This window comes from Mammaliicoccus sp. H-M34 (assembly GCF_022386495.1).
Taxonomy (GTDB): Bacteria; Bacillota; Bacilli; order Staphylococcales; family Staphylococcaceae; genus Mammaliicoccus; species Mammaliicoccus fleurettii.
Window position 1 is genome coordinate 198453 of the sequence record NZ_JAJNIK010000002.1, and the last position, 26562, is coordinate 225014.

22 protein-coding genes are annotated in these 26562 nt (G+C 33.1%); all 22 read left to right on the forward strand.

Annotated elements, in window-relative coordinates:
• Window positions 1–198 precede the first annotated feature (198 nt).
• The 22 genes from dprA to infB all read left to right on the forward strand — a co-directional run bounded on the left by dprA (window position 199) and on the right by infB (window position 26402).
• Window positions 199–1098 carry a DNA-processing protein DprA gene (dprA, locus tag LQ608_RS03215; RefSeq protein WP_239749553.1) on the forward strand — a complete coding sequence of 300 codons (900 nt, stop codon included), beginning with the start codon at window positions 199–201 and terminating at the stop codon, window positions 1096–1098.
• Window positions 1099–1177: 79 nt separating this feature from the next.
• Window positions 1178–3250 (forward strand): type I DNA topoisomerase, encoded by a 2073-nt coding sequence (gene topA, locus LQ608_RS03220; protein ID WP_239749556.1) that lies wholly within the window; start codon window positions 1178–1180, stop codon window positions 3248–3250.
• Between the two features lie 184 nt (window positions 3251–3434).
• A complete protein-coding gene (gene trmFO, locus LQ608_RS03225) occupies window positions 3435–4736 on the forward strand; it encodes an FADH(2)-oxidizing methylenetetrahydrofolate--tRNA-(uracil(54)-C(5))-methyltransferase TrmFO (RefSeq protein ID WP_239749558.1) in 1302 nt (433 codons plus the stop codon).
• A gap of 64 nt (window positions 4737–4800) precedes the next feature.
• Window positions 4801–5679: a tyrosine recombinase XerC gene (gene xerC / locus LQ608_RS03230; RefSeq protein WP_107509531.1), complete on the forward strand. Its 879-nt coding sequence runs from the start codon at window positions 4801–4803 to the stop codon at window positions 5677–5679.
• Between the two features lie 13 nt (window positions 5680–5692).
• The gene (hslV, locus tag LQ608_RS03235) at window positions 5693–6235 is read left to right on the forward strand and encodes an ATP-dependent protease subunit HslV (protein ID WP_037560086.1); all 543 of its coding nucleotides are present in this window, start codon (window positions 5693–5695) and stop codon (window positions 6233–6235) included.
• The gene (gene hslU, locus LQ608_RS03240; protein ID WP_174221867.1) at window positions 6236–7654 is read left to right on the forward strand and encodes an ATP-dependent protease ATPase subunit HslU; all 1419 of its coding nucleotides are present in this window, start codon (window positions 6236–6238) and stop codon (window positions 7652–7654) included.
• Window positions 7655–7672: 18 nt separating this feature from the next.
• Window positions 7673–8446 (forward strand): GTP-sensing pleiotropic transcriptional regulator CodY, encoded by a 774-nt coding sequence (codY, locus tag LQ608_RS03245; RefSeq protein WP_078356143.1) that lies wholly within the window; start codon window positions 7673–7675, stop codon window positions 8444–8446.
• 156 nt (window positions 8447–8602) lie between these two features.
• Window positions 8603–9379, forward strand: a complete 777-nt coding sequence (gene rpsB / locus LQ608_RS03250; RefSeq protein WP_078356144.1) for a 30S ribosomal protein S2 — start codon at window positions 8603–8605, stop codon at window positions 9377–9379.
• Between the two features lie 93 nt (window positions 9380–9472).
• Window positions 9473–10360 carry a translation elongation factor Ts gene (gene tsf / locus LQ608_RS03255; RefSeq protein ID WP_174221880.1) on the forward strand — a complete coding sequence of 296 codons (888 nt, stop codon included), beginning with the start codon at window positions 9473–9475 and terminating at the stop codon, window positions 10358–10360.
• An 84-nt stretch (window positions 10361–10444) separates the two neighbouring features.
• Complete coding sequence (gene pyrH, locus LQ608_RS03260) at window positions 10445–11167, forward strand: UMP kinase (protein WP_078356146.1); 723 nt, start codon at window positions 10445–10447, stop codon at window positions 11165–11167.
• A gap of 17 nt (window positions 11168–11184) precedes the next feature.
• Window positions 11185–11739: a ribosome recycling factor gene (frr, locus tag LQ608_RS03265; RefSeq protein ID WP_239749561.1), complete on the forward strand. Its 555-nt coding sequence runs from the start codon at window positions 11185–11187 to the stop codon at window positions 11737–11739.
• Window positions 11740–11879: 140 nt separating this feature from the next.
• Window positions 11880–12632, forward strand: a complete 753-nt coding sequence (locus LQ608_RS03270) for an isoprenyl transferase (protein ID WP_239749562.1) — start codon at window positions 11880–11882, stop codon at window positions 12630–12632.
• 11 nt (window positions 12633–12643) lie between these two features.
• Complete coding sequence (locus tag LQ608_RS03275; protein ID WP_078356149.1) at window positions 12644–13426, forward strand: phosphatidate cytidylyltransferase; 783 nt, start codon at window positions 12644–12646, stop codon at window positions 13424–13426.
• Between the two features lie 15 nt (window positions 13427–13441).
• The gene (gene dxr / locus LQ608_RS03280; RefSeq protein ID WP_239749564.1) at window positions 13442–14572 is read left to right on the forward strand and encodes a 1-deoxy-D-xylulose-5-phosphate reductoisomerase; all 1131 of its coding nucleotides are present in this window, start codon (window positions 13442–13444) and stop codon (window positions 14570–14572) included.
• Between the two features lie 2 nt (window positions 14573–14574).
• Window positions 14575–15861: an RIP metalloprotease RseP gene (rseP, locus tag LQ608_RS03285; protein WP_239749565.1), complete on the forward strand. Its 1287-nt coding sequence runs from the start codon at window positions 14575–14577 to the stop codon at window positions 15859–15861.
• A gap of 17 nt (window positions 15862–15878) precedes the next feature.
• The gene (locus LQ608_RS03290; protein ID WP_239749567.1) at window positions 15879–17582 is read left to right on the forward strand and encodes a proline--tRNA ligase; all 1704 of its coding nucleotides are present in this window, start codon (window positions 15879–15881) and stop codon (window positions 17580–17582) included.
• 97 nt (window positions 17583–17679) lie between these two features.
• Window positions 17680–21999, forward strand: coding sequence for a PolC-type DNA polymerase III (locus tag LQ608_RS03295; protein WP_481817124.1), 4320 nt, complete (start codon window positions 17680–17682; stop codon window positions 21997–21999).
• Between the two features lie 121 nt (window positions 22000–22120).
• Window positions 22121–22588, forward strand: coding sequence for a ribosome maturation factor RimP (rimP, locus tag LQ608_RS03300; protein ID WP_078356154.1), 468 nt, complete (start codon window positions 22121–22123; stop codon window positions 22586–22588).
• Window positions 22589–22606: 18 nt separating this feature from the next.
• Window positions 22607–23674 (forward strand): transcription termination factor NusA, encoded by a 1068-nt coding sequence (gene nusA / locus LQ608_RS03305; protein WP_078356155.1) that lies wholly within the window; start codon window positions 22607–22609, stop codon window positions 23672–23674.
• A gap of 16 nt (window positions 23675–23690) precedes the next feature.
• Complete coding sequence (gene rnpM, locus LQ608_RS03310) at window positions 23691–23975, forward strand: RNase P modulator RnpM (protein WP_078356156.1); 285 nt, start codon at window positions 23691–23693, stop codon at window positions 23973–23975.
• Window positions 23972–24298, forward strand: a complete 327-nt coding sequence (locus tag LQ608_RS03315; RefSeq protein WP_078356157.1) for a ribosomal L7Ae/L30e/S12e/Gadd45 family protein — start codon at window positions 23972–23974, stop codon at window positions 24296–24298. Before rnpM ends, LQ608_RS03315 begins: the two co-directional genes overlap by 4 nt.
• Before the next feature lie 4 nt (window positions 24299–24302).
• Window positions 24303–26402 carry a translation initiation factor IF-2 gene (gene infB, locus LQ608_RS03320; RefSeq protein ID WP_078356158.1) on the forward strand — a complete coding sequence of 700 codons (2100 nt, stop codon included), beginning with the start codon at window positions 24303–24305 and terminating at the stop codon, window positions 26400–26402.
• Window positions 26403–26562: the final 160 nt, after the last annotated feature.

Below are 26562 nucleotides of genomic sequence, written 5' to 3' on the forward strand. Positions count from 1 at the left end.
AGAAAATGTATATTCAGTAAGGAGGATATGTAATGAGTTTTTAGAATGTGAAGGACAAAGATATAAGAGATATTATTTAAAAAACATAGAAAGAAGTTAGAGGGAGAGTTGATAACGAGGAAGAAATAGTAAACAAGCTCGTTAACACTTTCTTCTTCTAACAATTATTAAATTAACATAATAAGGAGCATAACTATTATGAATAATTATCAACAAACGATTTTGAAACTAATTTATGCAGGTTACACGACAAATCATATTCATAAAATGCTTCGATATGATTCAACCTTAAGTTTTGTAGCTTATCGAAGTGAGTTTTTAAATTTTATTTATAAAAGTGGATTAAATTATAACAATATGTTAGAAATGTATACTAAATATGTGAGTAGCGATATTGATAAAATTCTCAAAGCAATGCATATAAGAAACATTAAATTATTATTTAGTGATGATGAAAATTATCCAAGGCTATTGAAAGAAATTTATGATTATCCTTTAGTTTTATTTGGTATCGGTGATATGTCAATATTGAATAATGAGAAGAAATTAGCTATAGTCGGTTCAAGGAAGGCTACAACTTATTCTGAACAAATATGTAATGCTATTATTCCAAAGCTAATAAATACAAAAATAGCAATTGTCTCTGGTATGGCTATGGGTGCAGATTATTTTGCGCACTTAAAAACAATTGAACATGGTGGTCAAACAATAGGTGTTGCTGCTTTTGGTTTAGATTATCATTATCCAAACGCTACAAAATATATAAATGAATTAATGAGAAAATATCATCTTGTTATATCTGAGTATTACCCGACTACAAAAGTTCAAAAGTGGCGTTTTCCAGAAAGGAATCGTCTTATAAGTGGATTGTCTCAAGGTGTACTTGTTACAGAAGCTGATGAACGTAGTGGATCTTTAATTACAATCGATTTAGCTTTGGAACAAAATCGAAATGTTTATTGTTGCCCAGGGACGATTTTTCAGACGTTAAGTAAGGGTGGTAATAACAGAATTAAAGAAGGTGCAAAGCTTGTACAAAATGCTCAAGATATTATAGAAGATTATTGTACATTTAGTGAACAAAAACTAATTTTATAAAATGTTTTAATTGACAAAGCTGAATTTATCAGTTTATCATTTACACTTGTAATCAATAGAAAAGCAAGGGGGACTTACTTTGGCAGAAAATCTTGTCATTGTTGAATCGCCTGCAAAAGCAAAAACCATTGAAAAATATTTAGGAAAAAAATATAAAGTCGTTGCATCTATGGGGCATGTAAGAGATTTACCTCGTAGTCAAATGGGCGTTGATGTTGAAAATAATTATGAACCTAGATATATAACAATTCGCGGTAAAGGACCAGTCGTCAAAGATTTAAAACGTTATGCTAAAAAAGCAAAAAACGTTTATCTTGCAAGTGACCCGGACCGTGAAGGCGAAGCGATTGCGTGGCATTTAGCACATATATTAGATATAGATAAAAATGAAAAATCAAGAGTAGTATTTAATGAAATTACAAAAGATGCAGTAAAAGATAGTTTTAAGCATCCTAGAGAAATCGAGCATGAATTAGTAGATGCTCAACAAGCACGTAGAATTTTAGATAGATTAGTTGGTTATAATATTTCTCCTGTTTTATGGAAAAAAGTTAAAAAAGGTTTATCAGCTGGTCGTGTACAATCTGTAGCATTAAGACTAGTTATAGATCGTGAAAATGAAATTAATAATTTCAAGCCTGAAGAGTATTGGACAATTGAAGGTTTATTTAAACATAAAACAAAATCATTTAGTGCGAAGTTTTTACATGAAAAAAGTAAACCAGTTAAATTAAAAACTGAAAATGATGTTAAAAAAATAACAACTCAATTAGATGGAGATAAATTCGAAGTCACTCAAGTAACTAAAAAAGAAAAACTGAGATATCCAGCTAAATCATTTACAACTTCTTCTTTACAACAAGAAGCTTCTCGTAAATTGAATTTTAAAGCGAGAAAAACAATGATGCTTGCACAACAATTATACGAAGGTATCGATTTGAAACGCCAAGGTACAGTTGGTTTAATTACTTATATGAGAACAGACTCTACACGTATTGCTGACAGTGCAAAAGCAGAAGCTGCGACATTTATTGAGAATCAATATGGTAAAGAATATTTATCAAAATCAAAAGAAACAAAAGGTAAACAAGGCGCGCAAGATGCCCACGAAGCTGTGAGACCAACTGGTGTTGACCGTACACCTGATCAAATGAAAGCATTCTTATCTAGAGATCAATATCGTTTGTATAAATTGATTTGGGAACGTTTCATGGCTAGTCAAATGGCTCCAGCAATCGCAGATACTGTTGCAGCTGATATCACGCAAGGTGATTTGAAATTCAGAGCAAATGGACAAACTATCAAATTTAAAGGTTTCATGAAAGTTTATGTTGAAACTAAAGATGATACGGATGAAGAAAAAGAAGGCAAGTTACCACCGTTAGAAAAAGGTGACCTTGTAACTGCTGAGAAAATTGATCCGAAACAGCACTTTACTCAACCACCACCTCGATACACTGAGGCACGTTTAGTTAAGACTTTAGAAGAACTTAAAATTGGTAGACCGTCGACTTATGCACCAACAATCGACACAATACAAAAGAGAAATTATGTAAAAGTCGATCAAAAAAGATTTGTTCCAACTGAACTAGGAGAAATCGTTCATGAATCTGTTAAAGAGTACTTCCCTGAAATCATAGATGTAGACTTTACTGTTAATATGGAAACACTTCTAGATAAAGTAGCTGATGGTGAAATTGAGTGGAAGAAAGTAATAGATATGTTTTATGAGAATTTCAAAATAGATGTAGCTAGAGCAGAAGAAGAAATGGAAAAAATCGAAATTAAAGATGAACCAGCTGGTGAAGATTGTGAATTATGTGGTTCTCCAATGGTTTATAAAATGGGCCGATATGGTAAGTTTATGGCATGTTCCAACTTCCCAGATTGTAGAAATACAAAAGCAATCATTAAAACAATCGGCGTGAAGTGCCCTAAATGTAAAGAGGGCGAAGTTGTAGAACGTAAATCTAAAAAGAATAGAATATTCTTCGGTTGTTCTAGATATCCTGAATGTGATTACACATCATGGGATAAACCATTAGATCGTTCATGTCCTAAATGTGAAACTGTATTAGTTGAGCGTAAAAAAGGAAAATCAGCTCAAGTGGTATGTCCAAATTGTGATTATAAAGAACAAGAACAAAAATAGAAATACAAAGTGCAAAAAGTTATTTTTAAGGATAACTTTTTGCACTTGTTTTTTGTTTTAATGATTTAAAGGTAAAACGTCACTAAATTTTAAAAATTATTATTACTTTATCATTTGATTAAATTCAGATTTGTTATACAATTCAATGTGGAGCAAAAATTGGAAAATCAAGGAGGCATATAAAATGACTTCAATTAACGTTATAGGAGCTGGGTTGGCTGGTTCCGAAGCGGCTTATCAAATAGCCAAGAGGGGAATACATGTTAATTTATATGAGATGAGACCGGTTAAGCAAACACCAGCACATCATACAGATCAATTCGCTGAACTAGTATGTTCGAATTCTCTACGTGGTAATCAGTTAACAAATGCAGTAGGTGTTTTAAAAGAAGAAATGAGACAGCTTGATTCACTTATTATCAAAGCTGCAGATAATGCTCGTGTTCCTGCGGGAGGGGCACTTGCAGTAGATAGACATGATTTTGCAGGATACATTACAGATACATTAAAAAATCATTCTAATATAACTGTGAAAAACGAAGAAATTACTGAGATACCAGCAGGTCCAACAATAATTGCGACTGGTCCTTTAACAACAGAAAGCTTAACGAAGCAAATTATGGATATAACTGGTGAGGAGCAATTGTATTTTTATGATGCCGCTGCACCAATTATTGATAAAGAATCAATCAATATGGATAAAGTGTATCTAAAATCACGTTATGATAAAGGTGATGCAGCTTACTTAAATTGTCCTATGACAGAAGAAGAATTTGATACATTTTATAATGCTTTAATTAAAGCAGATGTTGTTCCTTTAAAAGAATTTGAAAAAGAAATTTATTTTGAAGGATGTATGCCTTTTGAAGTGATGGCTGAAAGAGGAAAGAAAACTTTATTATTTGGTCCAATGAAGCCTGTAGGTTTAGAAGATCCGAAAACTGGTAAAAGACCATATGCAGTTGTTCAATTGAGACAAGATGACGCTGCAGGTACTTTATATAATATTGTAGGTTTCCAAACTCATTTAAAATGGGGTGCTCAAAAAGAAGTTATTTCATTAATTCCAGGATTAGAAAATGTAGATATCGTGCGTTATGGTGTTATGCACAGAAATACATTCATTAATTCACCAAACGCTTTAAAAGAAACATATCAATTAAACTCTAGAAATGATTTATTCTTTGCAGGACAGATGACAGGTGTTGAAGGGTATGTAGAAAGTGCAGCAAGTGGATTAATTGCGGGTATTAATGCGAGTAAATTAGTTTCTGATTTAGAGCCTATTAAATTCCCAAGAGAAACTATTATTGGAAGTATGGCGTATTATATAACACACGCTAATAAGAAAAATTTCCAGCCTATGAATGCGAACTTTGGATTATTACCTTCATTAGAAAAACGAATTAAAGATAAAAAAGTACGTTACGAGACATTAGCTAATCGCGCTCTTAAGCACTTAAACTCATTTAAAGTAATGCTATAGTAAATATTTTAAGATTTATTATAATTGTGATACAATTCAGATAAATTGGGAGGAATAAGTAATGATGCATACAATTGAACAGCAGTTTATTGATATGCTAACGTATGAAAAGCAATTTTCTAATCATACTTTAAATGCATATCAGCTAGATTTAAACGAGTTTAACGCATTTTTACAATCCGAACATTTATCTTTAGATTCTTTTGAGTATAAAGATGCAAGGAGATACCTTGCTTTTTTATATGATAAGGGACATAAGCGAACAAGTGTATCACGAAAAATTTCGACACTAAGATCTTTATACCAATATTGGATGAGCGTAGATGGTGAAATACAAAATCCATTTGTTCAGCTCGTACATCCTAAAAAAGAACATCATTTACCAAGTTTTTTCTATGAAGAAGAAATGGAAAAGTTATTTAAAACGTTAGATGATGGTAAGAAAACAAATATTAGAGATAGAGTAATTTTAGAGTTGCTATATGCAACAGGCATACGTGTGTCGGAGTTAGTGCATATAAAGATAAATGATATAGACTTAAATTATTCATTTGTAAAAGTTTTAGGAAAAGGAAATAAAGAACGTATTGTTCCTTTTGGTGAATATTGTCAAAGTGCTATTACGGATTATCTTGAAAGCTTCAGAAATCAATTAAATATTGATCATGACTATTTAATTGTAAATATGAGAGGTCAAGCGATTACTGAACGAGGTGTGCGCTATGCACTAAATGAAATAGTGAAGCGAACTCAAGGGGTATATCATATTCATCCTCATAAATTGAGACATACATTTGCTACACATTTATTAAATCAAGGTGCTGATATGAGAAGTGTTCAAAGTTTATTAGGACATGAAAGTTTATCGACAACTAGTCAATATACACACGTAACGAAAGATCAGTTAAGAAAAGTATATCTATCTGCACATCCACGTGCGTAAAGGAGAATTTATAATGAGTTCATCATTACATGCAACAACAATTTTTGCTATTAGACATAATGGACATTCTGCAATGGCAGGTGACGGCCAAGTTACATTAGGTGAACAAGTCATCATGAAACAAACTGCAAGAAAAGTTAGAAGACTGTATCATGATAAAGTAGTCGCTGGCTTTGCTGGTAGTGTTGCAGATGCTTTTACATTATTTGAAAAGTTCGAAGTCAAATTACAAGAATACAGTGGGAATTTGACGAGAGCTGCTGTAGAGCTTGCTCAAGAATGGCGAGGAGATAAAATGCTACGCCAACTTGAAGCGATGTTAATCGTTATGAATGAGACAGATTTATTAGTTGTAAGTGGTACAGGCGAAGTTATCGAACCAGATGATGGTATAATCGCTATTGGTTCTGGCGGTAACTATGCATTAAGTGCTGGAAGAGCGCTTAAGTCATATGCACCACATTTATCAGCTAAAGAGATAGCGGAAGCTTCATTGAATACTGCTGCAGATATTTGTGTATTTACAAATCATGAAATAAAAGTAGAAGAAATATAAATGGAGGGTTTAAGGTTGTCACAAAATCAATTGAAAATGACACCGCACGACATTGTTGATCGATTAAATGATCATATCATTGGTCAACAAGATGCTAAACGTAAAGTTGCTATTGCACTAAGAAACCGTTATAGACGTAGTTTGTTAGACGATCAACTAAGAAGTGAAATTATACCTAAAAATATTCTTATGATTGGCCCTACTGGTGTAGGTAAGACTGAAATAGCTAGAAGGATGGCTAAGTTAGTTGGAGCACCATTTGTAAAAGTCGAAGCTACGAAATTTACTGAAGTAGGTTACGTAGGACGTGATGTTGAAAGTATGATTCGAGATTTAGTTGAAGTAGGTCGTCGTATTGTCAAAGAGGAAAAGAAAAAAGAAGTACATGATGACGCTACTAAGAAAGCGAATGAAAAATTAATTAAATTACTTGTACCAAGTATGAAGAAAAAAGCACAAAGTAATGGTAACAACCCACTTGAATCTTTATTTGGCGGTCAATTTCCAAACTTTAACCAACAAGAAGAAGTTGAAGAAGCACCAACTGAAGAAATTAAAACGAAACGTGAAGATATAAAAAATCAATTATCTAACGGTGAATTAGAAGAAGAAATTGTTAAAATCAAAGTAGAACAAGAGCAACAATCTTTAGGCATGATGGGCATGGAAAATAATCCACAAATGCAAGATATGTTAAGTCAAATGATGCCTAAGAAAAAAATAGAACGTAAATTACCAGTTAAAACTGCAAGAAAAATTTTAACTGATGAAATTGCTAACGAATTAATTGATCAAGAATCAGTAAATGAAGAAGCCATCCAGTTAACTGAACAAATGGGCATGGTGTTTATTGATGAAATAGACAAAATTGCAGTTAGTAATAATAATGGTGGGCAAGATGTTTCAAGACAAGGCGTTCAAAGGGATATTCTTCCTATAGTAGAAGGTAGCGTAGTACAAACAAAATATGGTTCTATCAATACAGAACATATTTTATTTATTGGGGCTGGGGCATTCCATATGTCTAAACCTAGTGATTTAATACCTGAACTACAAGGTAGATTTCCAATTCGTGTTGAATTAGACAGTTTGACTACTGAAGATTTTGTTAAAATTTTAAAAGAACCAAAACAATCATTACTTGAACAGTACAAAGCGATGTTACAAACTGAATTAGTAACAATCAACTTTACTGATGAAGCTATCAATAGATTAGCTGAAATTGCTTTTCAAGTGAACCAAGAAACAGATAATATTGGCGCAAGAAGACTGCATACAATACTTGAAAAAATGTTAGAAGATCTTTCTTTCGAAGCTTCAAATATGCCAAATGCAGTAGTAGATATTACACCAGAATACGTTAATCAAAAATTAGAATCGATTGCAACAAATAAAGATTTAAGTGCATTTATTCTATAAAAAAGGAGAAAAAATTAAATGAGTTTATTAACAAAAACAAGAGAATTAAATACATTACTACAAAAGCATAAAGGTATTGCTGTAGATTTTAAAGATATGGCAAAAACTATTAGTGATGTAACAGTTACAAATGTATTTATTGTGTCAAGAAGAGGTAAAATTCTAGGTTCAAGCTTAAATGAATTATTAAGTAACGAGCGTATTATTAAAATGTTAGAAGACAGACACATACCTAAAGAATATACTGATCAATTAATGCATGTTGAACAAACAATGTCTAACATTGATATTGAGAACGTTCTAACTGTATTTCCACCAGAAAACAAAGAATTATTCGTAGATAGCCAAACAACAATCTTCCCTATTTTAGGTGGCGGTGAACGTTTAGGAACATTAGTAGTTGGTCGTGTTTCTCAAGACTTTAATGACAATGACCTTGTTCTTGGTGAATATGCAGCAACTGTAATCGGAATGGAAATTTTAAGAGAAAAACATAACGAAATTGAACAAGAAGCAAGAGATAAAGCAGCTATTACTATGGCAATTAATTCACTTTCTTATTCAGAAAGAGAAGCAATTGAACATATCTTCGAAGAACTTGGAGCACCTGAAGGTTTATTAGTAGCTTCAAAAGTTGCTGATAGAGTTGGTATTACAAGATCTGTAATAGTAAATGCATTAAGGAAATTAGAAAGTGCTGGCGTTATCGAATCACGTTCTTTAGGGATGAAAGGTACATTCATTCGAATCAAAAAAGAACGTTTCTTAGATGAATTAGGTTTAAATAAATAAAATACTTGATGAACAGTATAAGATGTGATATATTTAACAACGGCTATAAAAGCCAAATTCACACATATTCACGTAAATTATAGAGTGGTGCAACATATCATGTTGTTTCTATAAAAAGTGTATATGGCGGAATAAAACCAATTAGGAGGAATTATCATGGCAGTTATCTCAATGAAACAATTGCTTGAAGCAGGTGTTCACTTCGGTCACCAAACACGCCGTTGGAACCCAAAAATGAAAAAATATATTTTCACAGAAAGAAACGGTATCTATATTATCGACTTACAAAAAACAGTTAAAAAAGTTGACGAAGCATACAACTTTATTAAATCTGTTTCAGAAGAAGGCGGTAAAGTATTATTCGTAGGTACTAAAAAACAAGCACAAGAGTCAGTTAAAGAAGAAGCTGAACGTGCTGGACATTACTACATTAACCAAAGATGGTTAGGTGGTATCTTAACTAACTACAAAACAATTTCTAAACGTGTAAAACGTATTTCTGAAATCGAAAAAATGGAAGAAGACGGTACATTTGATGTACTACCTAAAAAAGAAGTTGTAGAACTTAAAAAAGAATACAACCGTTTAATCAAATTCTTAGGCGGTATTCGTGATATGAAATCAATGCCTCAAGCATTATTCGTAGTTGACCCTCGTAAAGAGCGTAACGCGATTGCTGAAGCACGTAAATTACACATTCCAATCGTTGGTATTGTTGATACAAACTGTGATCCAGATGAAATCGATTATGTTATCCCTGCAAACGATGATGCTATTCGTGCTGTTAAATTGTTAACTGGTAAAATGGCTGATGCTATTTTAGAAGGTCAACAAGGCGTTTCAAATGAAGATGTAGCTGAAGAGCAAAACATCGACTTAAAAGAAACAGAACAAGCACCTAAAGAAGAATCAACTGAAACTACTGAAGCATAATTTCAAAAAGGTGATAAGGTTCTATAACTTATCACCTTTTTTTAGAAAGATTTACTATAAACAACTTATTACTTATATAAATGGAGGAATTAGATTATGGCTATTTCAGCTAAACTTGTCAAAGAACTACGTGAAAAAACTGGCGCAGGTATGATGGACTGTAAAAAAGCTTTAACAGAAACTGATGGTGACATCGACAAAGCGGTAGATTACTTACGTGAAAAAGGTATTGCTAAAGCTGCTAAAAAAGCAGACCGTATTGCTGCTGAAGGTACAACTTATGTTGCTTCTAAAGGTAACGATGCTGTAATTCTTGAATTAAACGCAGAAACAGATTTCGTTGCTCGTAACGAAGGTTTCCAAAACTTAGTTAAAGAAATGGCAGATCATATTCTTGAAGTTAAACCAGCTGATGTTGAAGAATTAAATGCTTCTAAATTAGCAAATGGACAAACTGTTGACGAAAGAATGAACGAAGCAATTTCTACAATTGGTGAAAAATTAACATTACGTAGATTCACTTTAAAAACTAAAACTGACAACGATTCATTCGGTGAGTACTTACACATGGCTGGACGTATCGGTGTGTTAACTGTTGTTGAAGGTTCAACTAATGCTGATGCAGCTAAAGACGTTGCTATGCACATTGCTGCATTAAATCCTAAATTTGTTTCTCGTGACCAAGTTTCAGAAGAAGAATTAGCTCACGAAAAAGAAATTCTTAAACAACAAGCTTTAAATGAAGGTAAACCTGAAAATATCGTTGAAAAAATGGTTGAAGGTAGAATGCGTAAATATTTAGAAGAAATCTGTGCTGTAGACCAAGCATTCGTTAAAAATCCAGACCAAACTGTTGCTGAATTCTTAAAAACAGAAGGTGGCGTGCTTGTAGATTTCGTTCGTTACGAAGTTGGGGAAGGTATCGAGAAACGTTCTGATAACTTTGCTGATGAAGTAAAAGGACAAATGAAAGGCAACTAAGTTTGCTTTTTAGAAAGAAGACACGTCTTGTGTCTTCTTTCGTTATATATAAAGACCTAATTATAAGCATAGAGAGGGATCAAGATGACTAAGAATTCTAAATATAATCGCGTCGTTCTAAAACTAAGTGGAGAAGCTTTAGCCGGTGATTCAGGCTTTGGTATCAACCCAGTAGTGATAAAAAGTATAGCACAACAAGTGTCGGAAGTTGCTCAAATGGACTGTGAAGTTGCAGTTATCGTTGGTGGCGGAAACATTTGGAGAGGTAAAACAGGAAGCGATTTAGGTATGGATCGTGGTACTGCAGATTATATGGGCATGTTAGCCACAGTAATGAATGCTTTAGCATTACAAGATAGTTTAGAACAATTAGAATGTGATACTCGTGTATTAACTTCAATTGAAATGAAACAAGTTGCAGAACCATATATTAGAAGACGCGCAATTCGTCACTTAGAGAAAAATAGAGTGGTTATATTTGCAGCAGGAATTGGTAATCCATATTTCTCTACAGATACAACTGCAGCTTTAAGAGCAGCTGAAGTAGAAGCTGATGTTATCTTAATGGGTAAAAATAACGTAGATGGCGTTTATTCTGCTGACCCGAAAGTAGATCCTAATGCAGAAAAATATGAAAGATTAACATATATTCAAATGTTACAAGAAGGATTACAAGTAATGGATTCAACAGCTTCATCGTTCTGTATGGACAATGATATCCCACTTGTTGTATTCTCAATTATGGAAGAAGGAAATATTAAACGTGCTGTTCAAGGTGAAGAAATCGGTACGATTATTACAAAATAAACATGAGGTGTAATTCCATGGCAGATGTTATTCAAGAAATAAAGTCAAAAATGACAAAAACAATTGAAAGTTTTAGTAGAGATTTAGCTTCAATAAGAACTGGTCATGCAAATGCGAATCTTTTAGAAAGAGTTAATGTTGAGTATTATGGTGTACCAACACCAATTCAACAATTAGCTGGTATTTCTGTACCAGAAGCGCGTTTACTTGTCGTGCAACCTTACGATAAATCTTCAGTTGAAGATGTTCTTAAAGCGATTAATGCAGCAAATCTTGGTGTTAATCCAACAAGTGATGGTACTATCATTAGAATTTCAGTACCAGCATTAACAGAAGAACGTAGAAAAGAATTAGTGAAAGAAGCTAAAAAAGAAGCAGAAAGTGCTAAAGTAGCAATTCGTAACGTTCGTCGTGACTCAAATGAAGATTTGAAGAAACAAGAAAAGAATGGCGATATTACTGAAGATGACTTAAGAAGTCAAACAGATGAAGTTCAAGATATTACGAACGATTTCATCAAACAGATAGATGATTTAACTGCACAAAAAGAAAATGACATTTTGGAAGTTTAAAGATAAGAACTGTACCAAATCAGACTTTGGTACGGTTTTTTTCTTTATGTACACAGAACCGTTCTTTTTGTGATAAAATGTATTACGATATGTTTAATTAATTATACATATAAATTCGCGTTTGTTTGATGGAGGACGCTATGATAAAAAAGTTTATAAAGCAAAAACAACAAATAAATAATCAAGACATTGAATTAACAGTCCCTGAACATATAGCAATAATTATGGATGGTAACGGTAGATGGGCTAAGAATAGAAAAATGCCTCGAGTTAAAGGGCACTATGAGGGTATGCAAACAGTAAAAAAAATCACACGTAAAGCAAATGATTTAGGTGTGAAATATTTGACTCTATACGCTTTTTCTACGGAAAATTGGTCAAGACCAAAAGATGAAGTGAAATATTTAATGAAACTACCTGTTGATTTCCTTAAAACGTTCTTGCCTGAACTCATCGAGAAAAATGTTAAAGTTACGACAATTGGTTTTACAGAGGCTTTGCCGAAGCATACTAAAAATGCTATTGAAGAAGCTATCGAAAAAACTAAAGATAATACAGGATTAAATCTTGTATTTGCATTGAATTATGGTGGTAGAGCTGAAATTCTAAATGCAGTTAAAGAACTTTATCATGAAGTCGAACAGGGTCATTTATCTATTGATGAAGTATGTGAAGATAATTTGAAAAAACATTTATTTACTTCTGAAATACCAGATCCTGAATTGCTTATACGTACTTCAGGAGAAGAAAGATTGAGTAATTTCTTAATTTGGCAATCATCATATAGTGAATTTATCTTTACTAAAACATTGTGGCCAGATTTTGATGAACAATCTTTAATAGACTGTTTGAAAATTTATCAGTCGAGACAACGTAGATTTGGTGGGCTGTAAAGGAGATAAAAATGAAGACGAGAACAATATCTGCAATCGTTGCAATGGCTGTATTTCTTCCAATCGTAATATATGGGGGATTACCGGTCATCGCATTAGCGTATCTACTTGCGATAATTGCATTAAAAGAAATTTTAAATATGAATAATTTATCGATTGTTTCTATACCAGGTTTTTTGTCTGTTATTTCACTATGCATTATTTTATTACCTCAAGAACTGATTAATAACGATATACGTATACAGTTACAATTATTAATCATTATGAGTTTCTTAATGTTGAGTTATACAGTCATGTCTAAAAATAGATTTAACTTCATGGATGCATCTTTTTGCGTTATGTCAGTTACATATATTGGTATAGGTTTTATGTATTTTTATGAAACGAGAGAACATGGCTTACAATTTATCTTATTTGCGTTACTATTAGTGTGGTTGACTGATACTGGTGCATATATATTTGGTAGATTATTTGGTAAGCATAAATTATGGCCATTAATTAGTCCTAATAAGACGATAGAAGGTTTTATTGGTGGTATTTTCTCGAGTTTAATAGTGGCGGTTATTTTTGGACAATCATTTAATATGGATGTATCATTATGGTTATTAATTCCTTTAACAATGCTATTAAGTATGTTTGGTCAATTAGGTGACCTTGTAGAATCAGGATTAAAAAGACATTTTGGTGTTAAAGATTCAGGGAATATAATGCCAGGACACGGTGGTATACTAGACAGGTTTGATAGTTTTATCTTTGTGTTACCATTGTTAAATCTTTTCTTATTTCAATTGTAAATTGGGGTGAAATCTATGAAGAATATTGCTATTTTAGGAGCAAGTGGGTCAGTGGGACAACAAGCATTAGATGTTATAAGAGAACACAACTCACAGTTTAATTTAGTGGCATTATCAGTAGGGAAAAATATTGCATATGCTCAAAATATAATAGAAGAATTTCATCCAGAGCTTGTATCTGTACAACATGAAGAAGACATGGATAAACTTAAACATCTAGATGTAGATCTCGTACATGGCGAAGAGGGATTATTAGCTGCTGCGACATATTCTAACTCTGATTTGCTATTGAATTCTATATTAGGAAGTATTGGATTACGACCTACTATGGCTGCAATTGATGCAGGTAAAGATATTGCTTTAGCTAATAAAGAAACATTAGTAGTCGCTGGTGAGCTTGTGATGGCAAAAGCTAAAGAAAAAAATGTAAAGATATTGCCCGTAGATTCTGAGCACTCAGCAATTTTTCAATGTTTAAATGGTGAACACCAAAAAGATATAAACAAGTTAATTATCACTGCTAGTGGAGGTTCATTTAGAGACTTAAAACGAGCAGATTTGAAAAATGTAACACTTGAAGATGCTTTAAATCACCCTAATTGGTCAATGGGTCAAAAAATTACGATTGATTCTGCAACTATGATGAATAAAGGATTAGAAGTGATTGAAGCTAAATGGTTATTTGATTTGAATATTGATCAAATTGAAACGGTTTTACATAAAGAGAGTATTATTCATTCTATGGTTGAATTTAACGATACAAGTGTAATTGCACAGTTAGGTACTCCAGATATGAGAACACCAATACAGTATGCATTTACATACCCAAAACGAGCATTTAGAGATGCTGAAAGACTCAATTTAGCTCAAATAGGACAATTGAACTTTAAGGAAATGGATTTTAATCGATTTAAATGTATACACTTTGCTTATGAAGCTATTAAAATAGGGGGCACGATGCCTGTTGTATTAAATGCTGTAAATGAAGTGGCGGTTCACAAATTTTTGAATAATGAAATATCATTTTTAAAAATTGAAGATATGATTGAGGAAGCAATGAAAGAACATGAAGTTATAGAGCATCCAGATTTAGAAACAATTCTAAAAATTGATGCAGCTTATAAATCTAAGGATTACGGGGTGTAAGCGTGATTTATACAATTTTAGCATTTATCTTTGTCTTTGGTCTTTTAGTTACTGTACATGAGTATGGACACATGTTTTTTGCAAAAAGAGCTGGTATTATGTGTCCGGAATTTGCTATAGGTATGGGGCCGAAAATTTACTCATATAAGAAAAATGAAACACTTTATACAATTAGATTACTGCCAGTTGGTGGATATGTCAGAATGGCAGGCGATGGTTTAGAACAAAACCCTTTAACACCTGGTATGCATATTGCAATTAAATTGAATGACCATAATGAAATAACACATGTAATTATGGATGATCAACATAAATTTCAACAAATTGAGCATTTAGAAATTAAAGATAGTGATTTTGAAGATGAAATCTACATCGAAGGTATTACTGCCAGTGATGATGAAAGACACCATTTCAAATTAGCGAGAGAGGCTTATTTTGTTCAAGGTGGAGACTTAATTCAAATCGCACCAAAGGATAGACAATTAATGTCTAAAAAGCCTTATCAAAGATTTCTTACTTTATTTGCAGGTCCTCTGTTTAACTTTATTCTTGCACTTGTAATATTCGTAGGACTAGCTTATTGGAACGGCGTACCAACAAATGATCCAGTATTTGGAGATTTACAAGATGGTGCTCCAGCACAAACAGCAGGTATTAAAAAAGGCGATGAAATTAAAACAGTTGATGGTAAAAAAATAAATGAATTCACTGATATACAGACTATTTTTAAAGAGAAGAAAACAGAACCCGTCGAAATAAAAGTGGATCGAGATGGAAAAGAAAAGACTTTCAAAGTTGCGGCTAAGAAAGATACACAAGAAGTAAGTAAAGGTAAATATGAAACAAGATACATTATTGGTGTAGCACAACCGACAGAACATACAGTATTTGGACCATTATTAGCTGGAATTGAAAAGACTATCGTAGCTGGTCAAGTAATCTTCCAAGCTGTACTAGGTTTAATTGGAAGCATTTTTACGGGTGGTTTCTCGTTTGATATGTTAAATGGTCCAGTTGGTATATATAGTAATGTTGATACAGTGGTGAAACAAGGTTTTGAAACATTAATGGGCTTCACTGCATTGTTAAGTGTGAATTTAGGTATTATGAATTTATTACCAATTCCAGCTTTAGATGGTGGTAGACTATTATTTGTAATTTATGAAATGATATTTAGAAGACCAATTAATAAAAAAGCAGAAATGGTTATGCTTTCCATTGGTGCTGTATTTTTAATATTTGTAATGATTATGGTTACATGGAATGATATTCAACGTTACTTCATGTAATTTATAGGAGGAAACTTATGAAACAGTCTAAAATATTTATACCAACATTAAGAGAAGTTCCTGCAGAAGCGGAATCTATTAGTCATAAACTTTTATTAAAGTCAGGTATGATTAAACAAAATGCGCGTGGTATTTATAGTTATTTACCAACAGCTAAGCGTGTACTTAATAAAATTGAACAAATCGTTCGTGAAGAAATGGAAGTCATTGATGGTGTTGAAGTATTAATGCCTGTATTACAACAAGCAGAATTATGGAAAGAATCAGGTAGATGGGATGCTTATGGTCCTGAATTAATGAGACTACAAGATCGTAACAAACGTGATTTTAGTCTTGGTCCTACTCATGAAGAAGTTGTGACTTCACTTGTACGAGATGAATTAAAATCATACAAACGATTACCAATAACATTATTCCAAATACAAACTAAATTTAGAGACGAGCAGCGTCCAAGATTCGGACTATTACGTGGCCGTGAATTTATTATGAAAGATGCGTATTCTTTCCATGCTGATGAATCTTCATTAGATGACACTTATCATGATATGTATAACGCTTATCATAAAATTTTCACAAGAGTTGGTTTGAACTTTAGACCTGTATTAGCAGACTCAGGCGCTATTGGTGGAGACCATACACATGAATTTATGGCGCTAGCAGAAATTGGTGAAGATACAATAGTTTATAGTGAAACGAGTGATTTTGCTGCAAATATTGAAAAAGCAGAAGTGGCATATACTCCAAATCATGAACATACTTCTTTGAAAGATTTAGAAAAGATTGAAACGCCAAATGTTACAACAGCTCAAGCTTTAGCTGATTTCTTAAATGTAACAGTTGATAAAATTATTAAATCTATGATCATCAAAGTTGAAGATGAATATGTCATGATACTAATTAGAGGACATCATGAAGTAAATGATGTTAAATTAAAATCTTATTTCAAAACTGAAAATATCGAGATGGCTAATGATAATGAGATTGAAAATATTTTAAATGCAAAGCCTGGTAGTTTAGGACCTGTAAATGTAGATCAAATTAAGATATATGCTGATAATTTTGTTCAAGATATCAATAATTTAGCAGTTGGAGCAAATGATAATGGCTTCCATTATTTAAATGCTAATGTGGACAGAGATTTTAAAATTGAAGCATATGGTGATTTTAGATTTATTTTAGAAGGTGAAGCATTACCTGACAATTTAGGGAAAGCTAAATTTGCTGAAGGTATTGAAGTTGGACAAGTATTTAAACTTGGAACGAAATATTCTGAAAGTATGAATGCTACATTCTTAGATGAACAAGGAAAAGCGAAACCTTTAATTATGGGTTGCTATGGTGTTGGTATTTCAAGAACACTAGCAGCTGTTATAGAGCAACATCATGATGACAAAGGGATTATTTGGCCAAAAGCTATCTCACCTTATGAAGTGCATTTAATTGCAATTAATCCTAAAAAAGATGATCAAAAAGAACTTGCAGAACAACTTTATAGTCAATTGAAAAATCAATATGACGTGTTATATGATGATCGTAAAGAAAGTGCTGGGGTTAAATTTAACGATGCAGATTTAATTGGCTTGCCAGTACGTGTTATGGTTGGTAAAAAAGCAGCTGAAGGAATCGTTGAGGTAAAACGTCGCGATAATTCAGAAAGTCAAGAAGTGCATATTGATGAGTTAAATGATGTATTATCATCATTTTACAATGCAGTGAAATAGACTGTTAAAAACAATTAATTCTGATATAATATAAGATATTTAAAGAGGCTATTTTTAGATTAGCCTCTTTTTCATTTTGATGAAGGTGGTCGTATAAGTGTCAATGACAGGGAAAGAGAAATTCCAAACGCTTCTCACACAGATGAACATTACAGATGAACTTGATAATAGTATTGTTGAACAAGGTGAATTAACAAGAATTGATGTATCTCAAGCTAAAAGATTGTGGCATTTCTATATCAAATTACCGCAATACTTATCAAGCGAAATGTATCTTGTTTTTACGAATCAACTAAAATCTGCTTTTCAAAGTATTGCAGAAGTTGATTGGACAATTGAAGTGGCTAATAAAGAACAAATAGATGAGCATATTCTAAAATATATGCCACATTGTATCGATGGTACAGATTTAAGTGATAAAGTTAAACATCAATTAAAACAAAAACCAATTATTTTTGCTGAAGAAGTAGTGAAAGTTCAAGTTAATAATGATATTGAGCGTGACTATTTTGATAAAAGGGTTAACGGTTCATTAGTTAAAGCATTGCAAAAATGTGGTTTTCAAATAAATCGTGTCATTTTTGAAACAATGGATAATGAAGAACAAATGAAGAGAGAGCTAGAGTCATTCGAAGCTCATATACAACAAGAAGATGAAGAAGCAGCTCGAATTGCATCTGAGAAAATGGAAAAAATGAAAAAAGAAAAAGCTGAATCTGGTGATAGTGAAAATGCTGTGTCACGATGTCAAATTGGTAAAGATATTCCAGTTGATTCAATCCGTAAAATTGAAGAAATTATAGAAGAAGAATACAAAGTAGCACTAGAAGGTGTTATTTTTGATATTGAAATGAAAGAATTAAAAAGTGGTAGACATATTGTTACACTTAAAATTACTGACTATACGGATTCACTGATTCTTAAAATGTTCACTAGAAAAGGTAAAGATGATTTAGAACATTTTAAAGCTTTAAAAGTTGGGACTTGGGTTAGAGCACAAGGAAGAATTGAACAAGACCAATTTATTCGTGATTTAGTAATGATGATGACTGATATTCACGAAATTAAGAAATCACCGAAACTAGATAAAGCCCCAGATAAAAGGGTAGAATTTCATCTGCATACATCAATGAGTCAAATGGATGGTATTAGTCATATTGGAAAGTATGTTGAACAAGCTGCAAAGTGGGGACATAAAGCTATTGCGATAACTGATCATAACGGTGTACAAGGGTATCCTGATGCTCATGCTGCTGCTATGAAAAATGATATTAAAATGATTTATGGAATGGAAGGTATGTTAGTGGATGATGGTGTTCCAATTGCATATAAACCACAGGATATACCTCTTAAAACAGCTACATATATCGTATTTGACGTGGAGACAACAGGACTATCAAGTCAATATGACCAAATCATAGAATTAGCAGCTGTAAAAGTAAGGAATGGAGAAGTCATTGATACTTTCGAACGCTTCTCTGATCCGGGTGAACGTTTATCAGAAATAATTAAAAACTTAACAGGTATCACGGATGAAATGTTACAAGGACAGCCGGATATTAAAACAGTATTAAGTGAATTTCATGAGTGGGTTGGAGATGCAATATATATTGCACATAATGCTTCATTCGATATGGGCTTTATAGACACTGGCTTTGAAAGAATAGGTATTGGTGCTACTACAAATGCTGTAATCGATACATTAGAATTATCTCGAACAGTTAATACTGAATATGGTAAGCATGGCTTGAATTTCTTAGCGAAAAAATATGGAGTAGAACTTACTCAACACCATAGAGCGATATATGATGCTGAAACTACAGCTCATATATTCATCAAAATGCTGAAACAATTAGAAGAATTAGGTGTACATAATCACAATCAAATTAATGAACATTTATCTAACGATGAAGCTTATAAACGAGCAAGACCGTCTCATGTTACATTGATTGTTCAAAATCAAGTAGGATTAAAAAATCTATTTAAAATTGTAAGTGCATCATTAGTTGATTACTACTATCGTACGCCGCGTATACCACGTTCATTGTTAAATAAGCACCGTGAAGGTATTCTAGTTGGAAGCGCATGTGATGAAGGTGAAGTATTTACAACTGTCATGCAAAAAGACCAAGATGAAGTTGAAAAAGTTGCCAAATATTATGATTATATAGAAGTTCAACCTAAGAGCTTATATCAAGATTTAATTGATAGAGAACTTATTAAAGACAATGAAACAATGGAAGAAATTTATTCTCGTATATTGAGCGTTGGTGAAAAACTGGATATCCCAGTTATCGCAACAGGAAATGCACATTATTTAAATGAGCATGATGCTGTAGCTAGAAAAATACTGATTGCAGCTCAACCTGGTAATCCACTTAATAGACAAACGTTACCAAAAGCACACTTTAGAACGACAGATGAAATGTTAGATGAATTCCACTTTTTAGGTGAAGAAAAAGCATATGAAATCGTAGTAAAAAATACAAACGAACTTGCTGACCGACTAGAAACAGTCGTTCCAATTAGAGATGAATTATATACGCCTAACATGGAAGGTGCAAACGAAGAAATTCGTGAAATGAGTTATGTTAATGCTAAAAATTTATACGGTGAAGAACTGCCTCAAATTGTTATTGATAGACTAGAAAAAGAACTTGAAAGTATTATTGGAAATGGATTTGCAGTTATTTATTTAATTTCACAAAGATTGGTTAAGAAATCTCTTAATGATGGATATTTAGTAGGATCACGTGGTTCTGTCGGTTCTAGTTTTGTTGCTACAATGACCGAAATTACAGAGGTTAATCCATTGCCACCACACTACATCTGTCCATCTTGTAAAGAAAGTCACTTCTTTAATGATGGTTCTGTCGGTTCTGGATTTGACTTGCCTGATAAACAATGTGAAAAATGTCATGTAGATATGATAAAAGAAGGACAAGATATTCCTTTCGAAACATTCTTAGGCTTTAAAGGTGATAAAGTACCAGATATTGACTTGAACTTTAGTGGTGAGTATCAACCTATTGCACATAATTATACGAAAGAACTTTTCGGTGAAGATAAAGTATTTAGAGCAGGAACAATTGGTACTGTAGCTGAAAAAACAGCATTCGGTTATGTGAAAGGATATTTGAATGATCAAGGTATTCATAAGCGTGCAGCTGAAGTTGATAGATTGGTGAAAGGCTGTACCGGTGTTAAACGAACAACCGGACAACATCCAGGTGGTATTATTGTTGTACCTGATTACATGGATATATACGATTTTACACCGATACAATTTCCAGCAGATGATCAGAAATCAGCATGGAAAACGACTCACTTTGATTTCCATTCAATTCACGATAATATTCTGAAGCTTGATATTTTAGGACATGATGATCCTACTATGATCAGAATGCTTCAAGATTTATCAGGAATTGATCCGAAGACTATTCCAGTAGATGATAAAGAAACTATGAAAATATTTAGTACACCAGAATCATTAGGTGTTACAGAAGAAGATATTTTATGTAAGACTGGAACATTCGGTGTACCAGAATTTGGTACTGGTTTCGTAAGACAAATGCTTGAAGATACTAAACCAACGACGTTTTCAGAACTCGTTCAAATATCAGGATTATCACATGGTACGGACGTATGGTTAGGAAACGCACAAGAATTAATTAAAACTGGTACGTGTGACTTATCAAGTGTTATTGGTTGCCGTGATGATATTATGGTTTATTTAATGTATAACGGTTTAGAACCTTCACTTGCCTTTAAAATCATGGAAGCGGTACGTAAAGGTAAAGGTTTAACTGATGAATTTGAAGAAGCAATGAAAGAAAATGAAGTGCCGGATTGGTATTTAGATTCATGTAAGAAAATTAAATACATGTTCCCTAAAGCACATGCTGCAGCATACGTATTAATGGCTTTAAGAATCGCTTACTTCAAAGTTCACTATCCATTGTATTATTACGCAAGTTACTTTACAGTACGTGCAACAGACTTTGATTTAAAAGTCATGACTAAAGATAAAGAATCTATTAAATCTGCAATTAAAGAGTATTACAGTAGATTCCATGAATTAGCTAAAAAAGAAAAAGATGTATTAACAGTATTAGAAATTGCGAATGAAATGGCTCATCGTGGATTTAAATTATTACCGGTAAGTTTAGAAAAAAGTGATGCATTTGAATTCAAAATTGAAGGTGACACTTTAATCCCTCCATTTATCGCAGTTCCAGGACTGGGTGAGAATGTAGCTAAACGTATCGTTGAAACGAGACAAGAAGGGCCATTTTTAGCTAAAGAAGATCTTAATAAAAAGGCTGGAGTTTCGCAAAAAATCATAGATTATTTGGATGAACTTGGTTCACTTCCAAATATGCCAGATAAAGCTCAGCTTTCTATTTTTGATTTGTAACGTATATCCTTGAGCATAGCGCCATTATGTGATATACTGTTATTGCTTAAAATAATACTCTGACGTTGAAAGAGTGGGACATTTCCCGCTCTTTTCTGTTTGTATTAAGAGGGAGGTCATTATGAGTAAAGTTGCAGCAAACGTTGAGGAAATCATTCAACCAATACTTGAAGAATTAAATTATGAACTTGTAGATGTCGAATATGTTAAAGAAGGACCAGACTATTATCTACGTATTGCAATTGATAAAGACGGTGGCGTTGATTTAAACGACTGCACAATTGCCTCTGAAAAGATTAGTGAAGTTATGGACAAAGAAGATCCAATTAAAGAACCGTATTTCATGGATGTATCATCTCCAGGAGCGGAACGTCCATTAAAAAAAGAAAAAGACTATCTGAATGCAATTGATCAACCTGTATTTATCTCATTATATGAACCTATTGAAGGGGATAAAGAATGGTTAGGTGTTTTAAAAGAAGTTACTGAAGAATCGATTTTGCTTGAAGTGAAAATAAAAACAAGAACTAAAAATGTCACGTTGCCTCGCAAAAAAATAGCAAAAGCACGTCGATCAGTAATTTTATAATATAAAGGAGGATACATTGTGAAAGGTAATGAATTATTACTTGCAATTGAATACCTTGAGAAGGAAAAAAGAATACCACGTGAGGTATTAATAGATGCAATTGAAGCAGCATTGATTACTGCTTATAAAAAAAATTATGACAGTGCTAAAAATGTTAGAATAGAATTAAATCTTGACGAAGGAACTTATAGAGTTATTTCTAGAAAAGACGTTGTCGAAGATGTTGAAGATTACAGAGACCAAGTAGCTTTAGATACAGCTCTTTTAACGAACCCAGCATATGAAATTGGTGATGTCTTTGAAGAAGATGTTACACCTAAAGATTTTGGCCGTGTTGGTGCACAAGCTGCTAAACAAGCAGTAATGCAACGTTTAAGAGACGCAGAACGAGGCATTCTTTATGATGAATTTATTGATAAAGAAGATGATATCGTAACAGGTGTTATTGATAGAGTCGATCATCGTTATGTATATGTTAATTTAGGTCGTACTGAAGCAGTTCTTTCAGAAGCTGAAAGAAGTCCAAATGAACAATACTTACCAAATGAACGTATTAAAGTTTATGTAAATAAAGTTGAGCAAACTACTAAAGGACCTCAAATCTTTGTTTCACGTACACATCCTGGCTTATTAAAACGTTTGTTTGAGCAAGAAGTACCTGAAATTTATGATGGTACAGTTATTGTTAAATCAGTAGCACGTGAAGCGGGTGACCGTTCTAAAATAAGTGTTACTTCTGAAAACGGAGATATCGATGCAGTTGGTGCTTGTGTTGGTGCTAAAGGCGTTCGTGTTGAAGCTGTAGTTAATGAACTAGGCGGAGAAAAAATCGATATTGTCGAATGGGATGAAGATCCAAAAGTATTTGTAAGAAATGCATTGAGCCCTTCTCAAGTTGTAGAAGTTATTGTTGATGAAGCTAATCAATCAACTACTGTAGTTGTACCAGATTATCAATTGTCATTAGCGATTGGTAAACGTGGTCAAAATGCTCGTCTTGCAGCAAAATTAACTGGTTGGAAGATTGACATCAAATCAGAAACTGATGCAAAAGAAGCAGGCATTATTTCAACTGAAGAATCATAAGGTAGGTGCTTTTATCATGAAACAGAAAAAGATACCAATGCGTAAATGTATACTTTCAAATGAAATGAAACCAAAAAATGATATGATTCGAGTAGTTAAAAATAAAGCTGACGAAATTAAAGCTGACGCAACTGGTAAAGCACCAGGACGTGGCGCATATGTTTCTAAAGATCTAGACGTTGTTGAAACTGCACAGCAACAAGGTAAATTAGAACGATATTTCGGCAGTGATAAAGAAACACTCGAACCTGTATATAAAGAAATTATTCGTTTAATATATCGTGAGCGTATACCTAAATGAGTATAGATAAGAAAGACCAAATTTTGAACCTTCTCGGTCTAGCAACAAGAGCTAGAAAGATTAAAACAGGGGAAGAAATTGTTATAAGTGAAATGAGAAGAGGCAACGTAAAACTTGTCATACTATCAGAAGATGCTGCAGCAAATGTTACAAAAACAATAAAAAATAAATGTGCAACTTATCATGTAACACTTTTAACTTTTGCTACACGCTTTGAATTAGGCTACGCAATTGGAAAAGAAAGCAGAGTGGTGTTGGGCATAACTGACATTGGATTTAGCAAAAAGCTAAAAACGATGATTCATGATTTTCATGAGGAGTGAGTATATGAGTAAAAAAAGAATATATGAGTATGCAAAAGAAATCAATTTAAAGAGTAAAGATATAATTGATGAGTTAAAGAAAAATAATATAGAAGTATCAAATCACATGCAAGCATTAGAGGAGAACGACATTAAAATTTTAGATAAAGCATTCAAAAAGCAAGAAACAGCTAAAAAAGAACAACCAACTACTCACGCAAATACTAGCAAAACAAATAACAAACCAAACAACAACAAACCAAATAATAATCAACAAAAGAATAATAAAAATAAGAAGCAAAATAACAAAAAGCAAAATAATCAACAACAGCAGCAACAACAACCTAAAGAAGTAGTTCAAGAATCACCATCTTTAATTACTTATGAAGAAGGTATCACTGTTGGTGAATTAGCTGATAAAATTAATAAAGATGCTTCTGAAATTATTAAAAAATTATTCTTACTTGGTGTAGTAGCTAATATTAACCAAGGTTTAGATACTGAAACTGTTGAATTGATCTGTGCTGATTATGAAATCGAAGCAGAGTTAGAAATTCATGTTGATGAAACTGACTTAGAAAATTACTTTGAAACTGAAGACGAAAATGATGAAAGTTTAATCGAAAGACCAGCAGTTGTTACAATCATGGGGCACGTTGACCACGGTAAAACAACGCTATTAGACTCAATTCGTCATACACGTGTAACAGCTGGAGAAGCTGGCGGTATTACTCAACATATTGGTGCTTATCAAATAGAAAATAATAACAAAAAAATTACTTTCTTAGATACTCCAGGACATGCTGCATTTACAACAATGAGAGCACGTGGAGCTCAAGTAACTGATATTACAGTACTTGTAGTAGCTGCTGATGATGGTGTTATGCCTCAAACAATTGAAGCGATTAACCATGCAAAAGCTGCTGAAGTACCTATTATTGTAGCTGTAAACAAAGTTGACAAACCAACAGCAAATCCTGATCGTGTTATGCAAGAATTAGGAGAGTATGGTTTATACCCTGAAGATTGGGGTGGCGATACAATCTTTGTTCAACTATCTGCAATTCAAGGTGATGGAATCGACGATTTACTAGAAATGATCGGACTTGTTTCTGAAGTCGAAGAATTAAAAGCCAAAACTGACCGTGCAGCAGTTGGTACAGTTATTGAAGCAGAGTTAGATAAATCACGTGGACCTGCAGCATCTCTATTAGTACAAAATGGTACTTTAGAAGTTGGAGATTCATTAGTAGTAGGTAACACATATGGTCGTGTACGTGCTATGGTAAGTGATTTAGGTAAACGTATTAAAACAGCTGGCCCATCTACGCCTGTTGAAATTACTGGTTTACATGATGTACCTCAAGCTGGAGATCGTTTTGTAGTATTTAAAAACGAAAAAGAAGCTCGTCAAATCGGTGAAAGACGTCAACAAGAAAACATCCTAAAACAACGTCAAGATAGTAAGAGTGTTTCTTTAGATAACTTGTTTGAACAAATGAAACAAGGTGAAATGAAAGACTTAAATATTATCATTAAAGGTGATGTACAAGGTTCAGTAGAAGCTTTAGCAGCATCATTAATGAAAATTGATGTAGAAGGTGTTAACGTACGTATTATTCATACAGCAGTTGGTGCTATCAATGCATCAGACGTTACCCTTGCAGCAGCATCAAACGGTATAATAATTGGATTTAACGTAAGACCTGATGCAGGTGCAAAACGTGCCGCTGAAGAAGAAAACGTAGATATGAGATTACACCGTATTATATATAAAGTAATCGAAGAAATTGAATCAGCAATGAAAGGATTGTTAGATCCTGAATATGAAGAACAAGTAATTGGACAAGCAGAAGTGCGTCAAACTTTCAAAGTATCTAAAGTAGGTACAATTGCAGGTAGTTACGTAACTGAAGGTAAAATTACGAGAGATTCAAGTGTCCGTATAATACGTGACGGTATCGTTATCTTTGAAGGTGAACTAGATACATTAAAACGTTTCAAAGATGACGCTAAAGAAGTAGCAACAGGATACGAATGTGGTATCACAATTGAGAAATTCAACGATATTAAAGAAGGCGACATATTTGAAGCTTTCAAAATGGTTGAAATCGAAAGAAAATAATATTTAATATTAAGTTGAGGCTGAGACAATTAATTTGTCCCAGCCTCATTTTTTTATATCGGATATGAGCTGTACCGCACGATATCTTTGAAGTCTTCGTGCGTTTTGTCTGAATATGAGCTGAATCGCACGATATCACTGAAGTCTTCGTGCGTTTTTG

Bases quoted from the DNA above. Each gene is read 5' to 3' on its own strand.
- infB (WP_078356158.1), top strand. From the start codon at position 24,303: ATGAGTAAAAAAAGAATATATGAGTATGCAAAAGAAATCAATTTAAAG.
- LQ608_RS03315 (WP_078356157.1), top strand. From the start codon at position 23,972: ATGAGTATAGATAAGAAAGACCAAATTTTGAACCTTCTCGGTCTAGCA.
- frr (WP_239749561.1), top strand. From the start codon at position 11,185: ATGGCAGATGTTATTCAAGAAATAAAGTCAAAAATGACAAAAACAATT.
- rimP (WP_078356154.1), top strand. From the start codon at position 22,121: ATGAGTAAAGTTGCAGCAAACGTTGAGGAAATCATTCAACCAATACTT.
- pyrH (WP_078356146.1), top strand. From the start codon at position 10,445: ATGACTAAGAATTCTAAATATAATCGCGTCGTTCTAAAACTAAGTGGA.
- xerC (WP_107509531.1), top strand. From the start codon at position 4,801: ATGCATACAATTGAACAGCAGTTTATTGATATGCTAACGTATGAAAAG.
- dprA (WP_239749553.1), top strand. From the start codon at position 199: ATGAATAATTATCAACAAACGATTTTGAAACTAATTTATGCAGGTTAC.
- trmFO (WP_239749558.1), top strand. From the start codon at position 3,435: ATGACTTCAATTAACGTTATAGGAGCTGGGTTGGCTGGTTCCGAAGCG.
- hslU (WP_174221867.1), top strand. From the start codon at position 6,236: ATGGAGGGTTTAAGGTTGTCACAAAATCAATTGAAAATGACACCGCAC.
- hslV (WP_037560086.1), top strand. From the start codon at position 5,693: ATGAGTTCATCATTACATGCAACAACAATTTTTGCTATTAGACATAAT.
- rnpM (WP_078356156.1), top strand. From the start codon at position 23,691: ATGAAACAGAAAAAGATACCAATGCGTAAATGTATACTTTCAAATGAA.
- LQ608_RS03270 (WP_239749562.1), top strand. From the start codon at position 11,880: ATGATAAAAAAGTTTATAAAGCAAAAACAACAAATAAATAATCAAGAC.
- dxr (WP_239749564.1), top strand. From the start codon at position 13,442: ATGAAGAATATTGCTATTTTAGGAGCAAGTGGGTCAGTGGGACAACAA.
- LQ608_RS03275 (WP_078356149.1), top strand. From the start codon at position 12,644: ATGAAGACGAGAACAATATCTGCAATCGTTGCAATGGCTGTATTTCTT.
- LQ608_RS03290 (WP_239749567.1), top strand. From the start codon at position 15,879: ATGAAACAGTCTAAAATATTTATACCAACATTAAGAGAAGTTCCTGCA.
- codY (WP_078356143.1), top strand. From the start codon at position 7,673: ATGAGTTTATTAACAAAAACAAGAGAATTAAATACATTACTACAAAAG.
- rpsB (WP_078356144.1), top strand. From the start codon at position 8,603: ATGGCAGTTATCTCAATGAAACAATTGCTTGAAGCAGGTGTTCACTTC.